We start from the raw sequence: 19,120 nt of genomic DNA on the forward strand, positions 1-19,120 counted from the left end.
CGCTCATAAACGGCTCATCGGCTCATCCGCCGGCATGAGCCTTAACCCCGGAAAATTCCAGCTCCGGGTGGCCTAAAGACGGGTAGCACGTCAAAACCAAACATGCACTAACAGTAACCCTGGATCACCCGATGGGGGCAGACCACCAGCAATCCGGTTTGAAAGAAGTTTGACACATCGTATGCCGTTTATAAGAATAATGATACGGCGATAAGAATATTGACACGGTCAAATATCAGCGAGAGTCGGACTTATGCCTAAGCTTCGGAAGAGCGCGAAGAAGTTCTGGGGGCGACGCTAATTGCAGCCACGGCATTCTCACGGTCGCCTATGCCACTATAGGCGCGGCGCCATCGTTCCAGTATCAGGTCTGTCGCGACCAAGGTTCCACACGGTGAATTCGTGGACTTATTATCACCCTTCTAGTAATTCGCAAATTGAAAAATTTCGGCTTCATTTGTTCCGAATAAAACGCATAGAAATCGTTTTACCTCATTGTGGCGGATGCTCGGGGACGGAATCGATATAAAAAATCCGGAATTTATTTACTTCAGGCATTGCCTTTCTCAAACTTCCGGAAAATCATTGTTGAGGAATTAGATTGGCGAAGAAGGAATTGATAATGAATCCACTAGATAACTTATACCTATCAAACACTACTCTGGCTTGTTTCCATGGCTTTGGTGATCTTATTGAGGCGTGCGGTGAAGAGTACCGTGGTACACAGTCGGCGACAGAACACTTCATAGTTATAGACGATACAATTGAATTTGCTAAGGGATGTTTCCGTTGCCTTTTAGAGGATCCATCTTGTGAGGTCGATCTAAGATTGATGCCCCATACATCGACCATAGCTCTCAAAGTGTTTTTAGGCGCAGTAAACTGGGTTGGAGAAGTGCTCCTGGAAAAAACAGTTGGGTTCATCCAGAGCGCCAGTCAGTATAAAGATGAGGCTAAGCCGAGCCCTAATCATATCAAGCGTCACAAGGAATTTCTTGTACGCCTGTATCGATTTGTCGACCAAGCCATTGACTATCACACCAAAGCCCAAGGCCTTGAGAAAGATCGGTTGGAGCGTGAAATAGTGAGGATGATAATGGACCGCTTGGCGGATAACAGACCTTCACCGTAAATCGGCAACATGACTCATCAAGCAAGCTGAAAATGTAATCGTTGCAACAAACGCTCGCCGTTGAGCGAATCGAAAACTAAATGGAGGAAAAATTGAGTAATATGAAAACGATTGCAAAAACGACCCACAATCTACTCGAAATAGCGGATGCTTATCCGTCCCGTGTATGGTGGAAGTTGGCAGAGCCGGATCAAGATAAAATCCGGGATCTGTTGAACGCTTGCCATGTAATGTTAGCTGACTATGACACATACACAATTGATGACGCCCCGTTTTCGCGTCGCGCCTTGTATTTCAACGAGCGACGCGATGGATTGCGATAAGGCGGTGTCAGACCAACGAGAGAGCACTTGATTAGTGGGCGTAAGTCGCGGACACCGAGCCACCTTTGCCGCCGAGAAAGGTTCATGCTTTGCTGGGCCTGCGACGGTCGCAATCATCTAATTAGCTATCTGCCATGACATTCAGCTGAACGCTCGCGCAACACTCTCCGCAGCGTCGATGACTTTGACACCTTGGCCTTTATGAAAAGCGTCGTTGTCCGACAATCCGTCAAGTTCCGCGTGTCGTTGCATAAGGATTTGTACGCCTCCCACGCGTCACTACCGAGTCGGTCAAACAGGTCTGGTGCAAGTGAAGGCGGCAGCTGATTGCAAGCAACTTACCACACAACACGTTGCGCATGGACCCATTCCCGTATTATTGCAAGATCGGATATTTCTCCGCAGAGCATCACGTCGATGGCTGATTTGCCGCCGAAGCGGCGTTGGGTTTGCGCATCCAGGAATAGCTGCGGGCTGGTTCCTTTAACAGATAGCGCAAACCCATGTAGATTCCGATCAGGTGAGCCATCCTCATCCGCAGATCACGATCGGTCCTGCCGATGGTCCCTTCCTTCCAGCGTGCCCATGTGCGGGCGGACATGCCGCCAAGCAAGATGCACGCCTCCGCATCGGTAAGATTCCACACTTTTAAAAGGTTGACCGTCGCACGCGCCAAGGCATCCGCGTCAGTCGCATGCATACTATTTTGCGCGCGGCGACTAGCGCACATGCCTTCCCTGCCTAATATGTCTCGCCATCTTGATCGGGACCAGGTTCGCCCAGGGCGTAAAAGTTCACGAAGGTGCGCGCAAAGGCCCTGGCTGGCGCGTGCACCCAAAGATCCAACGTTAAATGGCCAGTCTGATTTCCAGTGCCGGGGTCAACAAGTGTACCAAGTAGGCACGGCACTGTCCGCCGGGAGAGGACCCAATTCTCCAGCTTCGGAAAGGTAGCTAGTTCCTTCTGATCTGGAAAAATTCCGTCACGTATGTTTTCCAGATCTTTCAAAAGCCTCTTTAGCCATTCGATGTCTGAATCGATGTCGCCTGGTACGTGATGCTTTTTACGGATGGTAATGGCGCTGTTCAATTGTTTCATCTCCGGAATTTTCGGAGGCGATCGTGCATGCTCGAATAACTGGAATGGCTGGCTTCAAGACTTGAATTTGGAGTTTGTCCCTATCGCACCATTGATCGCGAACTCCCTTCCGCTCAAGCGCTATCTGAAGGCGATGGCTCCAAGGCATGGTGATCTTTGGCCAGCAGTACTTGAGTGTATACTGAACGGCTTCGCGCCGATCACAAGGGTCGATGGCGTCCGACCTACCATCGACAGCCTCCACGTTAGCAACTTTGATGAATGGACTGTGTATTTAAATTCTGCTCAACCCCTCACAGCAAGTTCCACGCTTCCATTGAGGGTACGTGATGTTTGCTTCTATCTCAATTACTCGAGAAGCAGGTTGTCCCACATGTTCCCGAACCTTAGTACGCTAGCAATGAACCTCACAGACGTCTACAACTTCAGTTGCGCATCATCATCTGTTCAAGAGATTTCAGACCGGCTCCTTATCGAAGGGGAACACGTCCACGCAAATCGCGTATATTTCGAATTACTTGAAGCCGGCATAAAGCCCTTACACCGCCATTATTTCTCCCGGTTAGAGGCCCAACAGCATTTCGGACTCTCGACATGTACGTGAAGAGTGAATCGGATTTTCGGTCCGAGAATCGATTTTCTGTTTCTTCATGAATCAAATTTTTTTCAAATCGAGATTTTACAGGTGGTTAGCTGAATCGTTTTGAACTGATTGCATAAGATGGCAGGAACCTCTGCCGCCGCAATGGTATCGCCAGCTGACCTGCTATAAGATATGGCTGGAGCCGTCGTGCTCCTTGTTTTTACGCAATTCCGGACAGAAAATCACTGGAATTGTTCTGAGGGGCCCGGGGCATGGAGCGCCGTCTTGCAGCCGTTTTGATTGCTGATGTCGTCGGTTACAGCCATTTGAGCCAGATCGACGAGGAGGGAACGCGCGCCCGTTTTCAGGATGACCTCAGCGAAGTCTTCCAGCCAAAGATCGCCGAGTATAATGGACGTCTGGTCAAGACAATGGGTGACGGCCTGCTAGTCGAGTTCCAGAGCGTGGTCGCCGCATTGCGTTGTGCCGTCGAGGTGCAGCGCGAAAAGGCTGAACGCAATGCTGCCGCTCCACAGGAAAAGCGTCTGGTTTTTCGCATTGGTGTCAATCTCGGGGACATCATGGTCGAGGGCGAGGATATTCACGGCGACGGTGTCAATATTGCCGACCGGATACAAACGCTCGCGGAACCTGGCGGCATTGCGATTTCAGGAACGACCTACGATCAGGTGAAATCGAAGCTCCCGGTTGGCTATGTCTCGCTCGGCGAGCAAAGAGTTAAAAACATCGCCGAGCCGATCCGGATATATCGCGTCGTGCTCGACCCTGCCGGAGCGGGCAAGACAGTCGGCGCACGCAGACGCTTGCGCCGATGGCGCGTGCCGGCCGTCGCAGCCCTTGTTTTGATGGTGCTCGGTGCAGGATTGCTGTGGTGGAGACCTGCGCAATTGTTCCAGCCTGCGTCACTTGTCGAGCGATTTGCCTATCCGCTGCCGGACAAGCCTTCGGTGGCAGTGCTGCCCTTCATCAACGTGAGCGGTGACACGGATCATGACCACCTTGCGGCGGGGCTGACAGACGATCTCATCACCGAACTCTCAAAGGTGTCGGGCCTGTTCGTGATCGCCCGTCATTCGGTTTTCGCCATCCACGATACGGCCGGAAAGATTCAGGATGTGGCGGCGGAACTCGGCGTCCATTACGTTCTCGAGGGGACATTGCAGCGTGCAGATTCCCGGCTGCGCATCAACGTCAAGCTGATCGATGCGCTTACCGGTCTTTCCTTGTGGGCTGAGCGATATGATCGCCAATATGCCGACCTTTTCGCGGTTCAGGACGACGTCATCGGCAAGATCATCTCTGCGCTTGAAGTCAAGCTTAGCGAAGGCGAGCGCGACCAGCTGGCGCGCATTCCGACCGAGAATCTCGAGGCCTATGATTATTATCTTCGCGCGGAACAGGAAGGCTTTTATTACAGTGACGTCGAGACTTACCGGAGAACGCTGTCATACTACCAGAAGGCACTCGATCTCGATCCGAGTTTTGCCAATGCTCATGCCGGGATCGCCCGCGTGGCGGTGGATGTCTGGCGCAACGATTACAACTATCTCTGGTCCGCAGCGGTAGCACGAAAGATTGCCTATGACGCGGCGGGGCAGGCGCTGAAACTGGACCCAAACAACGCTCGTGCCCATACGGTGCTCGCGCTTCTTCAACTGGTCGATGGGCGCGAAGTTGAAGCGAGAGATTCTGCCAACAGGGCGGTTGCGGCACAGCCGAACGACGCGGAGATTGTCGGCAATCTTGCCCTCATCCTGGCACAGACCGGGAGCCACGCGCAGGCGGTTACCGAGATGGAAAAGGCGTTGCGGCTCGATCCCACGCCGCCACCAAGCCTTCAGTTGCTTGCCGGCATTGTTTTTTACACCGCGCGCGACAGCGAACGGGCGGTTCCCCTGATGGAGACCGCGCGCGACGCTCTTCCCAAAGCAGAGCCCGCACGTGAATATCTTGCTGCAGCCTATGTGGATCGCGGCGACCAAACACTTGCATCCCGGGAAACGGGAAAATTGCTGGAACTGTTTCCAGACAGCAATCTGACATATTACGGCTATCTCTATGATTATTGGCGGGAAGACGATCTGCGCCATCATATGGACGGGCTGCGCGCTGCCGGGGTGCCCGAGTGGCCGTTTGGCTTTGAAGCCAATCCAGCCGACCAGATCGGCGAGGCGGAATTGAGGGCGATGGTCAACGACAAGACCTGGACGGGCAAGCACAAGAACGGCACCGAGTTCATCCAGTATTTCGACACGGCAGGCAACACCGCATACCGCAGCGCCAATACGAATATAACCGGCTTGATCGAAGTTCGCGGCAATCGCCTATGCGAGCGATTCGGGGGGTATTTCCTGGATCGGATGGTCTGCGGCTATGTTTACCGCAATACGGCGCCGGAGCAGCGCGACGCGAAATATGTTCATGTCACGCCACGCGCCTTGATGTATTTTTCCATTACCCCTTGAGGTACCTGTCAGTTCGCGGGGGCCTTCTGCCAATCCGTCTGCAACTTCTCTGCAACGAGCGTGTGCTCCACATCCGACCAGTGCTTACGCGAGTCGGTGAGCTTGGTCGGGTTCTTTTCAAACCCATCCGCGGCTCCCGGATCATAGCTTATGTACAGTTTGCCTTCGATGATCCGCCAGGCTTTTGGGTCGACATTGGTCGTGACCGTCCCGAACGAAACGCCGTCTGCGCAATAGCCGCCATATTGCGGGGCATATTTTGCAGGTTCTGCGATGAAGAGGGCGCGATTTTCTGCGCTCGCAAACTGCCATGTCGCGCCAAGCCAGCGGTATGAGTACTTATCGGATCCCTGGACGGCCTGGTTCTGCGTGAAATAGGCGACCGGGTCATAGCCCTTGATTGCCACATCGCCAAAATAGCCGGTGTTGACGAGTTCTTCGGCCCCGGCAGGCGGCGTGAAGGAGAGCAGCATTACGGCCGCAGCCATAGATGCAGCAATTTGAAACTTGCGTTTCAAGCGGTGTTCCAGCATTTCAGTTTCTCCCTTAGTTCCGGTGCGGTGTTACCGGCGACCAGCAGTCATTTGCGCTTGGTGCACTCGGTAAAAAGCCATTGGCCAACCAGATCGGCCTTCTGGCATTCAGCGCCCGCCTTCATTAGCAGGGCAGCCGCATCCCAATGTTCCCGCCATCCAGCCTGGGTGAGTGGCGTATAACCGTTGCGTTCTTTTGGTTCGACTTCAGCCTTGTTGGTCAATAGAAATGCGACCACATCGGCATGGCCCTCTTCGGCCGCAGCGTGCAGAGGTGTCATGTGATAGAAGTTCTTTTCGTCATTGACTGCTGCGCCCTTCTCGACCAGCAACTTTACCGTATCGAGATTTCCGCCATAGGCAGCAGCATGCAAAGCCGTCAGCCCGCCTTTGTTGCGAATTTCGATGTTCGAGCCGCGTTCGAGCAGAAGTGCCACCACGTCCGGCTTTCCGGCCAGCGAGGCGATAAGGAGAACCGGCTCGCCGGCATCATCCGGTTGCGCGATGTCGGCGCCCTGATCCAGCAATTGTTTAACGGTCGCGACATCGCCGTTTTTGGCCGCGTCATGCAGCGGCCCCGCCAGCGCGGACGAGACCCCCAACATTCCCCCGATAAATGCAACGCAAAAAAAGTTCACCGAACGTCCCCCGTCTCAGCATCCATGAGCGGAACGCGGGAAAGTATCACATTGGGCCTTGGACCGGAATTAACCCGTAGGGATTAGGATGTGTTGATATTCACGCCATGACGGCCTGCAAACGGCATTTTTCTGCGATACGGTGCTCACGTACTATAAGTACGCTCCGCTCCGCTTCTCGAAAACCACCGTTTTCGCCTCGTCATGATCGCGAATTTCGACACATCCGGCATTCAACTTGCATGCGCGCTGATAATGGCATCGGCTTCTTTTCCATAAAGTTCTTCGAAATGATCGAAGTTCTTCGAAAATGTACCAATGCCCTGTGTAGCGGAGCGCAGCGAGCGCGCCAGTTCGTCGAGCGCGCTGCCGGGAATGAGCGCGCGGAAGACATCCCATCCCTTGGCGGTGTCGTCCCGATCGAAGCCCAGAACCTGCCCCTTGAAAGCGGAGACGATCGGCACGAGACTGCCGGAGTAAATGGAGGGGATGTGGATCTCCACACGGAAGATCGGCTGCATCAGCACGGCGGACGCCTGGGCCAGCGCGTCCCGCACCCCCATTTTCCCCGCTGCCCGGAATGCGAATTCGGAACTGTCGACGGAATGATGCTGGCCGTCGGTCAATGTCACGCCGACATCGATGACCCGAAGACCCAGCGGGCCTTTTTCCATCGCTTCGCGAGCTCCGGCCTCGACTGCGGGAATGAAATTGCGCGGAACAGCACCACCCTTGACCGTTTCGCCGAAGCTGAAGCCTTCGCCGCGTTCATTCGGGTGTATGCTTAGTTTCACATCGGCAAATTGTCCGGCACCGCCGGTCTGCTTGCGGTGACGGTAGTGAACATCCGATGTTTTCGAGATCGTCTCACGGTAAACCGGGCTTGGTTGCCGGTCGGTTACGTTGACATGAAAGACTTCCGCCAGGGTCTTGCAGAGATCGCGCAAATGTACCGGCCCCTGAACGCAGATCAGTTGGGCGCCGGTCCCTTCCTCCTGCGTGACCTTGAGGCCGTGATCGGTCTCCGCGAGCTTTGCCAGCGTTTCGGAGAGCTTCGTTTCGTCCCGTTCGCTGTCGGGTACCAATATGCGTTCCAGCATGGGGGTAGGCGGCTTTGTCCATGCCGGTGATGCGACAGCAGTGTCGGCTGTCAGCAGCGACGGAACAGGCAAATGATCGGATTTTACCGTGGCGAAAACGTCGCCGGGGAGTATCGCCGTTGTAACAGGTTTGCCGGTCCCGGTATCCTGCACTGGTCCCAAACGCGAGCCGGCAAGCAGAGATCCCTGCTTGAGGCCATCGCCGAGAGCACGCACAAGCACCGTTTTGCCGACGTTCTGGCGGTGATAGGCGTGGAAGCTCACGCCGACCAACGCCGCCTCTTTGAGGCTGACGGCCGCTGCAAGGCGCGCGCGAAGGACATCATTTTGCGGGGCTTCGTGACGCAGGGCCTTCATCAGGCGCATGATGCCGTTGCTATGGCTTGCGGCCCCGACAAGAACGGGGATGATACGATTTTCCCGCAGGACGCGCGAAGAGATGGCATAAATGGCATCGCTGGCTGGCTCGCGGTCTTCGATAAGTTCCTCCAGCAGCCAGTCGTCGAATTCGGAGAGAGATTCGAGAAGTTCCGCCCGTGCTTCATGCTCGCGCTCCACAACATCGGTGGGAATTTCGACAAGGGCCGATGTCTGGCCCTCGCGGTAGCGCCAGGCACGCTCCGAAATAAGGTCGCAGCTGCCGACGATATTGTCGCCTTCGCGGATGGGGATCTGCCGCAGTAGCAACGTGTGGCTGGCAAAGTCCTGAAGCGAGGCTATGACGTCTCGGAGTCGGCCCCTCGGTTCGTCCATCCGGTTCACGAACACGATACACGGTGTTCCCGAAGCTTCGATCACTCGCAGATAGGGAGCCGCAAGTACAGCTTCCTCGGGGTTTGGCGACACACACAGGATGCAGGCGTCACTGGCCAAAAGTGCATGCTGGGCGTGGACGAGAGCCTCACCCGAGCCAGGCGCATCCAGCGCACACCATGCTTCGTTGCCGAACTCGAATTCCGTCAGGCCCAATCCGTATGGAGAGATGGATTTTTTTGATGCACCTTCCAGTGCGGCCAGTTTTTCCACGAGCGTGGATTTCCCGGCCTGCGAGGGACCGAGTACCGTAAAGCAGCGCATGGCGTTCCTCCCTGCCACGAACAATCTCTACCATCAGGATGCCCCAGACTGGCGCAAAGCGCTAGAGCGGCTTTGTCTTATGGAGCCAGTTTAAAGCTCGATTGTTTTCGCGCCAACGTGGATCGATCGCCCGGCGCCCCAACCGAACAGAGCCGCTCCAAGCCCGAGAAGGACGAATAGCACAGCTGTGGCGGCAAAACTCCCCGTGAGGCTGTGAATGAGCCCGACCAGAAGCGGACCCGTCGCGGCAAGCATGTAGCCGATGCATTGCGCCATGCCGGAAAGATGCGAGGCCACATGTGCATTCGGCGATCGCAAAACGATAATAGTCATCGCTATGGCAATCAGTCCGCCTTGACCAAGCCCTTGGACGACAGCCCACACCCAGACTGTTGACAGCGGAGCGAACAGAAAACCGAGCAGACCGATGACCGCCAGCGCAACGAGCGTCAGATTGAGGAACCGTTGGTCCCTGCAGCGCACTGCGATCGACGGAACGAGGAGGCAGGCAAAGACCTGCGCCATGACCGACACGGATACCACGACGCCCGCTGTGACGCCGTCGAGCCCGCGCTCGCGCAGAATCGGCGATAGCCAGCCGAAGACGCAGTAAGCCAAAGCCGATTGCAGTCCCATAAACAAGGTGACCTGCCAGGCAAGGCGATCGCGCCAGAGACCTTCAACCCTGAAGCCGGCATGTTTTGTGCGGACTTTCCTGAAGAAGGCATGCGGGAACCAGATCACCGCGACGAGTATCGCCGGTATCGCCCATGCACCAAGCGCCAGGGACCAGTTGCCGCCGAGCACGCGCTGCAAGGGCAGGGTGAAACCGGCTGCGCTGGCTGCTCCTGCACAAAGTGCCATAGTGTAAAGGCCGGTCATCATGCCGGTTCTCGAGGCGAAGTCGCGTTTCACAAGGCCCGGAAGCAGAACATTGCCGACAGCGATACAGGAACCGGCAAGGGCAGTCCCGAAGAATAGCAATGGCAGCGAGCCGAAGCCGCGCAACGCGGTACCCAATGCAAGAAGCAGCAGCACGGCCAGCAGCGTTCGTTCCGCGCCGATGCGCTGTGCCAGCCTTGGCGCGAGCGGGGCGAAGACGCCAAGGCAGACGACGGGCAGGGTTGTCAGAACGCCGGCGCCGAAAGAGGACAGCCCCGTCTGTTCGATGATCTCCGGCAAAAGCGCAGACGCACTGGAGAAGACCGGACGAAGATTGAAGGCGATGAGGACGAGGCTCAACCCCGTGACGATCTGCGCGGCACGGCTTGCAAAAACCGGAGGCCTGGGCTTTGGAACGCTGTCGGCTTCGGCATCGATCAATTGTTCGCTGGCGATATCCTGTGGTCCGGAGCTGGGGGATATATGCTGGTTCATGATGCGAGAAGCCGATCGAGTTCAAGAAGAATGGGAGCCATGAAAGCCCGGGTGGTGAGAGTTGCTTTCTCCGGATCGCCCGAGGCGATGGCATCGATGATCGCGGAATGAGCAGCCATGTCGGGTTCGGGGAGTTCGCCGGTCACCGTGGCCTTGATGATTTCCTGGGTCGAAGTCGAGAAGAACTCGTAGACCTCAATGAGTGCGCTGTTTCCGGAAGCGGCAACAACCGCCTTGTGAAATGCAAGGTCCTGTTCGACATAGCGATCATGATCGGCGGGGTTGTACTCGCCGCGATCGCTAAGCATTTGCCGAAGTTCTGCGACGACCTCCGGTGTATGGCGTGTTGCCGCAAGGCGTGCGGCCTCTACTTCGAGCGCACAACGCGTCTCGACCTGATCCCGAAGCCCGGTCCGCCGGATTCGGAGCAGACTGTCCTCCGCATCGATCGCCGAGCGGACATAGGTGCCAGAGCCCTGTCTGGTTTCAAGGATGCCCTGGGAAACGAGGACGCGAACAGCTTCCCGCACGGTGCCGCGACTGACCCCCAGCATGTCGGCAAGCGTCGCTTCATTCGGAATGCGCTCTCCTATCTGCCAGCGGCTGACGGTGATTTCAGCGCGAATATTCTGAATCGCGGTGTCTGCAAGATTGGTCCGCACGGCGGGCTGCATGAGGATAATTCCTAAAGTCATCTGATGACTTAATGAATAATCTTGACGTTTAGCTTTGTCAACCGAACGACATATCACTGCCTAAGGCGCGAAAGACTTGCCTCATCCGGCGGATTGCACTAGCCAGTATGGAGATATTTTTTAGCCAGGAATTACACACCAGCATGACTCTCGTTGATACGCGTACGCCGGAACCCAAGCGTTTTGTTTCAGGTGCCACAGGTGATTGGGAGATCGTCGTCGGCATGGAAGTCCATGCGCAGGTCACCTCGAATTCGAAATTGTTTTCCGGTGCGTCGACCACTTTCGGCGCTGAACCGAACGAGAATGTCTCGCTGGTCGATGCCGCCATGCCGGGGATGCTGCCGGTAATCAACGAATGGTGCGTGCGCCAGGCAATCCGTACAGGGCTCGGGCTCAAGGCGCAGATCAACCTGAAGTCGGTTTTCGACCGCAAGAATTATTTCTATCCCGACCTGCCACAGGGTTACCAGATATCCCAGTTCAAGCAGCCTATCGTCGGTGAAGGCAAGATGATCATCTCGGTCGGCCCCGATAAAAAGGGCGAGTTCGAGGATATCGAAATCGGCATCGAGCGTCTGCATCTGGAACAGGATGCCGGCAAATCACTGCACGACCAGAATCCGACGATGTCCTATGTGGATCTGAACCGGTCCGGCGTGGCGCTGATGGAGATCGTCTCGAAGCCGGATATGCGTTCTTCCGATGAAGCGAAGGCGTACCTCACCAAGCTGCGGACCATCGTACGCTATCTCGGCACGTGCGACGGCAATATGGATGAGGGCTCGATGCGCGCTGACGTCAATGTCTCGGTGCGCAAGCCCGGTGGTGAATTCGGCACACGCTGCGAGATCAAAAACGTAAACTCGATCCGCTTTGTCGGCCAAGCTATTGAATATGAGGCGCGCCGCCAGATCGCCGTCCTTGAAGATGGCGGCTCCATCGATCAGGAAACACGGCTCTTCGATCCGGTAAAGGGCGAGACACGCTCGATGCGCTCCAAGGAAGAGGCGCATGACTATCGCTACTTCCCCGATCCCGATTTGCTTCCGCTGGAATTCGAACTGTCCTATGTCGAAGAGCTGAAGGCTGACCTGCCGGAACTGCCGGACGATAAGAAGGCGCGCCTTGTCTCGGAGCTGGGGCTCTCGGTCTATGATGCATCTATACTCGTCACAGAAAAGGCGATTGCCGATTATTATGAGGCTGTCGCCAAGGGCCGCGATGGCAAGCTTTCCGCCAACTGGGTGATCAATGATCTGCTTGGGGCACTGAACAAGGCAGGCAAGGGCATAGAGGAATCGCCTGTGTCGCCGGAACAGCTCGGCGCTGTGATCGATTTGATCAAGGAAGGTACGATTTCCGGCAAGATCGCCAAGGATCTTTTCGAGATCGTCTGGAACGAAGGTGGCGATCCCCGCGAACTCGTGGAAAGCCGCGGCATGAAGCAGGTCACGGATACCGGTGCCATCGAAAAAGCCATCGATGATGTCATCGCCGCCAACCCTGACAAGGTGGATCAGGCCAAGGCAAAGCCAAGCCTTGCCGGCTGGTTCGTCGGACAGGTGATGAAATCGACAGGCGGCAAGGCCAATCCTCAGGTTCTCAGCGACATGGTCAAGGCAAAACTCGGGATAACCGAATAGATGTGGGTTCGCAGCGCAACGAAGGAAGATCTGGATGCGGTGCGCGACATGCTCGCCCTGACCTGGCACGCGACCTATGACGATGTTTACGGCGTCGAAAAAGTGAAGGCGATCACTGATCGCTATCATTCGCTTGATGCGTTGAAGAAGCAGTTGGCAAAACCTTATTCGGAATTCATCATCGCCGATGATGGCGCCGATATCATGGGAATGGCCTATGCGTCACAGAAGGATCACAAGCTTTCGATCCTCAACCAGCTCTATGTGCATCCGGAACATCAGAAGAAGGGTGTGGGTTCGTTGCTGCTGGCGGAAATGGAGAGCGCCTTTCCCGGTGTCTACGCGCTGCAGCTCGAAGTTATCGAATCGAATCAAAGAGCTCTGAGCTTTTATGAAAGCAGGGGATTCGAGCGTACCAATAACCGGATCGAAAACTGGGGTGAGCCGAATTCCGGTATTTCCGTGGTGGTGCTGGAGAAATCCCTGACTGGATTTGAGCTCGCACCGTGACAACAGAAGTTGATGTGACGTTTCGGCAGGCAACGATCGATGACCTGCGAGCGGTGATCTCGCTGTTTGCCGATGATGCGGTCGGAGGCCATGGCGATACAAACGATTCGTCGGCGTTGCCACTTTACGAAAGTGCCTTTGCCACGATCGAAGCCAGTCCAAACGATCTGCTCTTCGTCGGCGTTCTCAAGGATGAGGTGGTTGCCACCGCACAAGTGACCTTCATTACGTCGCTCACGGGTCGGGGAACGAAGCGCATGGCTATCGAAGCGGTGCAGACACGAACCGACATGCGCGGCAAGGGAATTGGCGCGAAGTTGATCCAGCATTGCCTTGATGTTGCGCGCGAGCGGGACATTGCGCTGGTGCAGTTGACATCGAACGCCAAGCGCCAGGACGCGCACCGTTTTTACGAGCGGCTTGGTTTCGAGAAGAGCCACGCGGGATTCAAAATGCGCTTGGCTCCAGCGTCAACTTGACCCTTGCTATCGGGCAGTGATACGGCCATAAACCCATGAGTTGCTAATGGCAACATTCCAAGCAGGATTGCTATGAAGACCTTCATGACCCAGTTTTTCACGTGGTGGAATGGACCGACACTCGGTACCCGCTTCTTCACATGGCGCAAAGGCACGAAAGTTGGCGAAGATCAGTTCGGCAACGTCTATTACGAGGGCACCTTCGATTCGGAAGGGCGCAAGCGACGCTGGGTAATCTACAACGGCTATGCGGAAGCTTCGGCTATTCCTGCCGGCTGGCACGGCTGGATACACCACAGGGTTGACACTGCGCCGTCGCAGGAAAACTATAAGCCGTATCCTTGGGAAAAGAATCACCAGGCGAATCTCACCGGTTCTGCCGCTGCCTATCGACCGCAGGGTTCGATTGCGCATGGCGATAACCGGCCGACTGTGACCGGCGATTACGATGCCTGGACACCGGGCGCCTAGTCGGATCTTCTTCTGCCACATTTGCTCTTTATCGACAGGCTGGAATCGAAATCCTCTTGTGCGCGCTTAACCGGAAATGACATGATCAGTCGGAAATTTCGCTCTCTTGCCGTCGGGCTGATCACTGCTGGTCTATGCAGTGCTGTCTCCGGCGCATCAGCCCAATCGACCGAGAAGATTTCAAATCCGATTGCCGTCTTTTCCGGCCTCGACAAGATCACCGGACGAATCACCACCTTCGACGTCTACATCAACGAGACGGTGCAATTCGGCGCGCTGCAATTGACGCCGCATGTCTGCTACACACGTCCCGATACGGAGACGCCGAAGACTGATACGTTTGTCGAAGTCGATGAGATCACGCTGGACCGCAAAATCCGCAAGATCTTTTCCGGCTGGATGTTTGCCGATAGCCCCGGCCTCAATGCGGTCGAGCACCCGGTGTACGATGTGTGGCTGAAGGCCTGCAAACAGAAGTCGGACGTTCCAGCCCCGGATGCCGCCCAGACGGGCGGAACCCAGAACTAATTTCAGCAAAGCTGATAGCCTACATTGGCTTCGAGCAGTTGATCATCCAGGGTGTGCCATAGCGGTCGACGAACATGGCAAACCGTGTGGCCCAGGATGTTTCTCCGATCGGCATCATGATGCTGGTCGCGCCTTCAGAGAGTTCGGCAAACACACGGTCTGCTTCATCAGGTTTATCCGTGTTGATGCTTACGGTCATGCCCTGTGCCTTCTGAAAATAAGGCGGCGGTGCATCTGATCCCATCAGCATGGTATCTCCGACTTTCATGCTGACATGCATGATATTTTTGGCCAGTTCCGGCGCCGACGTGTTGCCTTCGGGCATCTCGTCATAGCGGACCATGAACTCGATCTTTCCGCCCAGCACTTTCTCGTAGAATTTGAAGGCTTCCTCACATTGACCGTCGAAGTTCAAATAAGCATTGAGTCTCACGAAAGTTCTCCTTGTGGCTTTGGGTTGTTCCGTTTCAAGGACGAACGGAATTGCAGCTCCCCGACATTCTTCTCAGGAATGTTTTGAACATTGGTCGGGTTCCAACAAAGGAGCATACGACCGGATCTGCGACGGTTTTTAGAATTCAGCCGGCTGTGCCAAGGCATTTTCCAGCATCTTCTGGTATTGGCGCCGGGGCACCTCAACTGCGCCGAAGGTTTCCAGATGATTGGTGGTGAACTGGGTGTCGAGCAGCGTAAAATTTTTTTCGATCAGATGACCGACCAGATGGACGAGGCAGACTTTCGACGCATCCCGCTCGCGCGAGAACATGCTTTCGCCAAAAAATGCCGATCCCAGCGCGATGCCGTAAAGGCCGCCGACAAGGTTTCCGTCACGCCAGGCTTCGACGGTGTGGCAATAGCCAAGGTCGAACAGCTTGCCATAGGCTTCGCGGATCGGGCGATTGATCCATGTGCGGGCGCGTTCGCCGCTGCCGCTGGCACAGCCGGTAATAACGCCCGTGAAATCGGTATCGTAGCGAATATCGAAACGGCCTTGGCGCACTGTCTTGCGCAGGCTGCGCGAAACGTGGAAATTCTCGAAGGGGAGGACTCCGCGCTTTTCCGGACGTACCCAGAAAATTTCCGGATTGTCCGCCTCTTCGGCCATGGGAAAAACCCCGGTTGCATAGGCGCGCAGCAACAATTCGGGGTCTATTCTGAATGCTTCTTGCGGGTTCTTACCCGTCATGCCTTATTCTTCTGCAGCGTCTGCTGCGTCACCAGCCAGATAATGTTCCAGCCAATGGATATCATAATCGCCATTGGCAATGTCAGGATTGTTGATCAGATCCTGAAACAGCGGCAGCGTCGTCTTGATACCGTCGACAACGAACTCGTCGAGCGCCCGGCGCAACCGCATCATGCATTCGACGCGGTTACGGCCGTGAACGATGAGCTTACCGATGAGGCTGTCATAATAGGGCGGAATCTTGTAGCCCGTATAGACGCCTGAATCGACGCGAATGCCAAGGCCCCCCGGCGTATGCCAGTGGGTAATCGTACCCGGTGAGGGCGTAAACGTCCGCGGATCTTCCGCATTGATGCGGCATTCGATGGCATGACCGGAGAAGCGAATATCCTCCTGCGTTACCGATAGTCCACCGCCGGAGGCAACGCGGATCTGCTCGTGCACAAGATCGATGCCGGTTATCGCTTCGGTTACGGGATGTTCGACCTGGAGGCGGGTATTCATTTCGATGAAATAAAACTCACCATTCTCGTAAAGGAACTCGATGGTGCCGGCGCCGCGATAACCCATATCGGCCATGGCATTGGCGCAGATCATGCCGATGCGCTCGCGCTCATCGGAATTGAGGGCAGGCGAGTTGGCTTCTTCCCAGACCTTCTGGTGCCGGCGCTGCAGCGAGCAGTCGCGCTCACCGAGATGGACGGCCTTGCCAAAGCCATCGCCCATGACCTGAACTTCGATGTGGCGCGGCTGCTGGAGGTATTTTTCGATATAGACGGCATCGTCGCCAAAGGCTGCACCCGCCTCGGTGCGGGCGGTTGACAGGGCAACCGAAAGCTCGTCTTCGTTCATCGCGACCTTCATGCCGCGGCCACCGCCGCCGGCCGAGGCCTTGATGATGACCGGGTAACCGATTTCGGCACAGATGCGCGCCGCTTCCCTATCATCAGTTACACCGCCATCGGAACCCGGAACGACCGGGATGCCAAGGCGTTTTGCGGTGCGCTTGGCTTCGATCTTGTCGCCCATGATGCGGATATGCGCGGCAGTCGGGCCGATGAATGTAATGTTGTGCGCTTCGAGGATTTCGGCGAACTTGGCGTTCTCCGACAGGAAACCGTAACCTGGATGGATCGCATCAGCGCCGGTGATTTCGCAGGCCGCAACGATCTGATGGATATTCAGATAGCTATCTCGGGAAGGAGGCGGTCCAATACAGACACTTTCGTCGGCTAGCCGCACATGCATGGCGTCGGCGTCGGCAGTCGAGTGGACCGCGACGGTCTGGATGCCGAGCTCCTTGCAGGCGCGCAGGACGCGCAGGGCAATCTCGCCGCGATTGGCTATGAGTATTTTCTGAAACATCATGCTCTCGCTACTCGATCACAACCAGAAACTCACCATATTCGACGGGTTGGCTGTCTGTGACGAGAATGGCGGTAACCGTACCAGAACGTGGAGACGGTATCTGGTTCATCGTTTTCATGGCCTCGATGATCAGAAGCGTCTGGCCTTCCTTGACCTGTGTTCCGACCTCGATAAAGGCGCGGGCACCAGGCGCGGGGGAAAGATACACGGTTCCGACCATCGGCGAAGGGACGGCATTCTTCGAGGGATCAGCGACAGCAGACGCGACCGGGATAACCGTTGCCGCCGGAGCGGGAGCCGCGCCCGCCGGGGCTTGGGCATAGACCGGAGCTGCGGCCTGCACCGTTATCTGCCGCGATACGCGAATCCGAAGGTCGCCCTGCTCGATCTCGATATCCGTGAGGTCGGTCTCGTTGAGGATCTCCGCGAGATCGCGGATCATGACCTTGTCGATCCCGGTGGTTCTGTTAGCCATGCTTTTTCAAGCCCCTTATACCTGTTTGGCGGTCCGCTATTGCGACGCTGCCAGCTTGACGAGTGCGCGCAGGCCCATCACGTAGCCATCAACCCCGAAGCCACATATCACCCCTTTAGCCAAAGGGGAAACGTAGGAGTGATGGCGAAATGACTCGCGCGCGTGAATGTTGGAAAGATGAACCTCCACCAGCGTGACGGCGGCAGCGCGGATGGCATCATGCAATGCGATGGATGTATGCGTGTAGGCGGCAGGATTGATCAAAACCAATGCCTTTTGCTCGCCTGCCTCCTGAATCCAGCTGACCAGATCACCCTCGTGATTGGACTGGCGAAATACGATGTCGACGCCCAGATTTTCACTTTCGGCACGGCACAGACCTTCGATATCGCTCAACGTCGCGGCGCCGTATATTCCCGGCTCACGCTTACCAAGCATATTCAGGTTGGGGCCGTTGAGGATAAAGATCTGCTGCTTCATGATTTACCGGACGGTTTCGCGAAATCGTGGTCCCATATAGACGGCTTATCGGCAAGCGAAAAGCCCGCAAAGCACCCTTATTGCTTGTCTACAAAGGGTTTTGCCAAGCAAAAGTAAATATTCAGGCTATTTGTTGCGAATATGGCTGATCTTTTCCGCAAGGACATCCGCACCAAGTGCGCCGGGCACCACTTCATTGCCCACGACATAGGATGGGGTTCCGGTAATGCTCAGGCTGTTTGCCAGTTCGAAGTTTTCATTGAAAGCCTTTGTGACTTCGGGAGAGAGCATTTTCTCGCGCATTTGGGCTTCGTTTGCGCCCAGCTTGACCGCGATGGCCATCGCCGACGCTTCGGTTGCGCGTCCTTCGCCACCGAGGAGATCACGGTGGAACTCGAGATATTTGTCCGGCATGAGCGCTTTGAACGCCTTGGCGACGATATGCGCGCGCGTGGAATCCGCACCGAGGATGGGGAATTCCTTCATCACGAAGCGCAGGTTTGGATCGCTTTTCAGGAGGGCATCCATGTCCGGCAGAGCTTTTTTGCAATAACCGCAATTATAGTCGAAGAATTCAACGATCGTGACATCGCCTTTCGGATTGCCGAAAACCGCATCCATCGGCGACTGAAAGATCTTGTCCCGATTTTCGCTGATGACCTCAGTCGAAGCTTCCTTTTGCGCGGCTTCCTGCTTGGCATTGAGAGCGGTCTGGACCTCGATCATGACCTCGGGATTATTGATCAGATAATTCCGCACAATCCCTTCGATTTCAGCTCTGTCAGTCGTGGACGCGGTGGTTGACGACATCTCCGGCGCAGCACTGGCGACAACGACATCAGACCGGCCGGCCTGATAGCCAAGAGCGAGGGCGGCAACGCCAACAATGCCGGCGGCGGCACCGATCAGGGCGACTTTTGTCATGATGAACTGTC

At 55.8% G+C, this 19,120-nt stretch carries 19 protein-coding genes and 1 pseudogene; 7 read left to right on the forward strand and 13 right to left on the reverse strand.

Annotation, left to right across the window (positions count from 1 at the left end; genetic code table 11):
- Positions 1 to 622 precede the first annotated feature (622 nt).
- Positions 623 to 1,132, forward strand: a complete 510-nt coding sequence (locus FHS21_RS26380; RefSeq protein WP_158482225.1) for a hypothetical protein — start codon at positions 623 to 625, stop codon at positions 1,130 to 1,132.
- Positions 1,133 to 1,793: 661 nt separating this feature from the next.
- On the opposite strand, the pseudogene FHS21_RS26385 reads toward FHS21_RS26380, so the two are convergent.
- Together FHS21_RS26385 and FHS21_RS26390 are read right to left on the reverse strand one after the other, a co-directional pair.
- Positions 1,794 to 2,185, reverse strand: a pseudogene (locus FHS21_RS26385) (antitoxin Xre/MbcA/ParS toxin-binding domain-containing protein).
- Positions 2,186 to 2,196: 11 nt separating this feature from the next.
- Complete coding sequence (locus tag FHS21_RS26390) at positions 2,197 to 2,553, reverse strand: hypothetical protein (RefSeq protein ID WP_112531289.1); 357 nt, start codon at positions 2,551 to 2,553, stop codon at positions 2,197 to 2,199.
- Positions 2,554 to 3,408: 855 nt separating this feature from the next.
- Here FHS21_RS26390 and FHS21_RS26395 point away from each other — a divergent pair.
- On the forward strand, positions 3,409 to 5,622 hold the full coding sequence (locus tag FHS21_RS26395; RefSeq protein WP_112531290.1) for an adenylate/guanylate cyclase domain-containing protein: 2,214 nt from the start codon (positions 3,409 to 3,411) through the stop codon (positions 5,620 to 5,622).
- Between the two features lie 8 nt (positions 5,623 to 5,630).
- Here the strand turns inward: FHS21_RS26395 and FHS21_RS26400 are convergent, their stop codons facing one another.
- The 5 genes from FHS21_RS26400 to FHS21_RS26420 form a co-directional block, all read right to left on the reverse strand.
- Entirely contained in the window at positions 5,631 to 6,155 is a 525-nt protein-coding gene (locus tag FHS21_RS26400) for a YHS domain-containing (seleno)protein (RefSeq protein WP_112531291.1), read from the reverse strand.
- Positions 6,156 to 6,202: 47 nt separating this feature from the next.
- Entirely contained in the window at positions 6,203 to 6,760 is a 558-nt protein-coding gene (locus FHS21_RS26405; protein WP_112531292.1) for an ankyrin repeat domain-containing protein, read from the reverse strand.
- 266 nt (positions 6,761 to 7,026) lie between these two features.
- Positions 7,027 to 8,970 (reverse strand): elongation factor G, encoded by a 1,944-nt coding sequence (locus tag FHS21_RS26410; protein WP_112531293.1) that lies wholly within the window; start codon positions 8,968 to 8,970, stop codon positions 7,027 to 7,029.
- A 90-nt stretch (positions 8,971 to 9,060) separates the two neighbouring features.
- Positions 9,061 to 10,347 carry a CynX/NimT family MFS transporter gene (locus tag FHS21_RS26415; RefSeq protein ID WP_112531294.1) on the reverse strand — a complete coding sequence of 429 codons (1,287 nt, stop codon included), beginning with the start codon at positions 10,345 to 10,347 and terminating at the stop codon, positions 9,061 to 9,063.
- Positions 10,344 to 11,021 (reverse strand): FadR/GntR family transcriptional regulator, encoded by a 678-nt coding sequence (locus FHS21_RS26420; protein WP_112531295.1) that lies wholly within the window; start codon positions 11,019 to 11,021, stop codon positions 10,344 to 10,346. The genes FHS21_RS26415 and FHS21_RS26420 overlap by 4 nt, the downstream gene beginning before the upstream one ends.
- 164 nt (positions 11,022 to 11,185) lie before the next feature.
- Here FHS21_RS26420 and gatB point away from each other — a divergent pair, with 164 nt between their 5' ends.
- The 5 genes from gatB to FHS21_RS26445 all read left to right on the forward strand — a co-directional run bounded on the left by gatB (position 11,186) and on the right by FHS21_RS26445 (position 14,676).
- The gene (gatB, locus tag FHS21_RS26425; RefSeq protein WP_112531296.1) at positions 11,186 to 12,688 is read left to right on the forward strand and encodes an Asp-tRNA(Asn)/Glu-tRNA(Gln) amidotransferase subunit GatB; all 1,503 of its coding nucleotides are present in this window, start codon (positions 11,186 to 11,188) and stop codon (positions 12,686 to 12,688) included.
- Positions 12,689 to 13,198 carry a GNAT family N-acetyltransferase gene (locus FHS21_RS26430; RefSeq protein WP_112531297.1) on the forward strand — a complete coding sequence of 170 codons (510 nt, stop codon included), beginning with the start codon at positions 12,689 to 12,691 and terminating at the stop codon, positions 13,196 to 13,198. It begins immediately after the preceding gene.
- The gene (locus FHS21_RS26435) at positions 13,195 to 13,677 is read left to right on the forward strand and encodes a GNAT family N-acetyltransferase (RefSeq protein WP_112531298.1); all 483 of its coding nucleotides are present in this window, start codon (positions 13,195 to 13,197) and stop codon (positions 13,675 to 13,677) included. The genes FHS21_RS26430 and FHS21_RS26435 overlap by 4 nt, the downstream gene beginning before the upstream one ends.
- Before the next feature lie 72 nt (positions 13,678 to 13,749).
- Positions 13,750 to 14,148 (forward strand): NADH:ubiquinone oxidoreductase subunit NDUFA12, encoded by a 399-nt coding sequence (locus FHS21_RS26440; RefSeq protein ID WP_112531299.1) that lies wholly within the window; start codon positions 13,750 to 13,752, stop codon positions 14,146 to 14,148.
- Positions 14,149 to 14,229: 81 nt separating this feature from the next.
- A complete protein-coding gene (locus tag FHS21_RS26445; RefSeq protein WP_112531300.1) occupies positions 14,230 to 14,676 on the forward strand; it encodes a DUF2155 domain-containing protein in 447 nt (148 codons plus the stop codon).
- Between the two features lie 19 nt (positions 14,677 to 14,695).
- Here the strand turns inward: FHS21_RS26445 and FHS21_RS26450 are convergent, their stop codons facing one another.
- The 6 genes from FHS21_RS26450 to FHS21_RS26475 form a co-directional block, all read right to left on the reverse strand.
- Positions 14,696 to 15,109: a VOC family protein gene (locus tag FHS21_RS26450; RefSeq protein WP_112531301.1), complete on the reverse strand. Its 414-nt coding sequence runs from the start codon at positions 15,107 to 15,109 to the stop codon at positions 14,696 to 14,698.
- Between the two features lie 138 nt (positions 15,110 to 15,247).
- Positions 15,248 to 15,862: a leucyl/phenylalanyl-tRNA--protein transferase gene (gene aat, locus FHS21_RS26455; RefSeq protein ID WP_112531302.1), complete on the reverse strand. Its 615-nt coding sequence runs from the start codon at positions 15,860 to 15,862 to the stop codon at positions 15,248 to 15,250.
- 3 nt (positions 15,863 to 15,865) lie between these two features.
- Positions 15,866 to 17,227, reverse strand: a complete 1,362-nt coding sequence (gene accC, locus FHS21_RS26460; protein WP_112531303.1) for an acetyl-CoA carboxylase biotin carboxylase subunit — start codon at positions 17,225 to 17,227, stop codon at positions 15,866 to 15,868.
- Between the two features lie 10 nt (positions 17,228 to 17,237).
- The gene (gene accB / locus FHS21_RS26465) at positions 17,238 to 17,705 is read right to left on the reverse strand and encodes an acetyl-CoA carboxylase biotin carboxyl carrier protein (protein WP_112531304.1); all 468 of its coding nucleotides are present in this window, start codon (positions 17,703 to 17,705) and stop codon (positions 17,238 to 17,240) included.
- A 36-nt stretch (positions 17,706 to 17,741) separates the two neighbouring features.
- Positions 17,742 to 18,185, reverse strand: coding sequence for a type II 3-dehydroquinate dehydratase (gene aroQ, locus FHS21_RS26470; protein WP_112531305.1), 444 nt, complete (start codon positions 18,183 to 18,185; stop codon positions 17,742 to 17,744).
- A 126-nt stretch (positions 18,186 to 18,311) separates the two neighbouring features.
- Positions 18,312 to 19,109 carry a DsbA family protein gene (locus tag FHS21_RS26475; protein WP_112531306.1) on the reverse strand — a complete coding sequence of 266 codons (798 nt, stop codon included), beginning with the start codon at positions 19,107 to 19,109 and terminating at the stop codon, positions 18,312 to 18,314.
- Positions 19,110 to 19,120 lie beyond the last annotated feature (11 nt).

It is taken from the genome of Phyllobacterium trifolii, from assembly GCF_014192095.1.
Lineage (GTDB): Bacteria > Pseudomonadota > Alphaproteobacteria > Rhizobiales > Rhizobiaceae > Phyllobacterium > Phyllobacterium trifolii.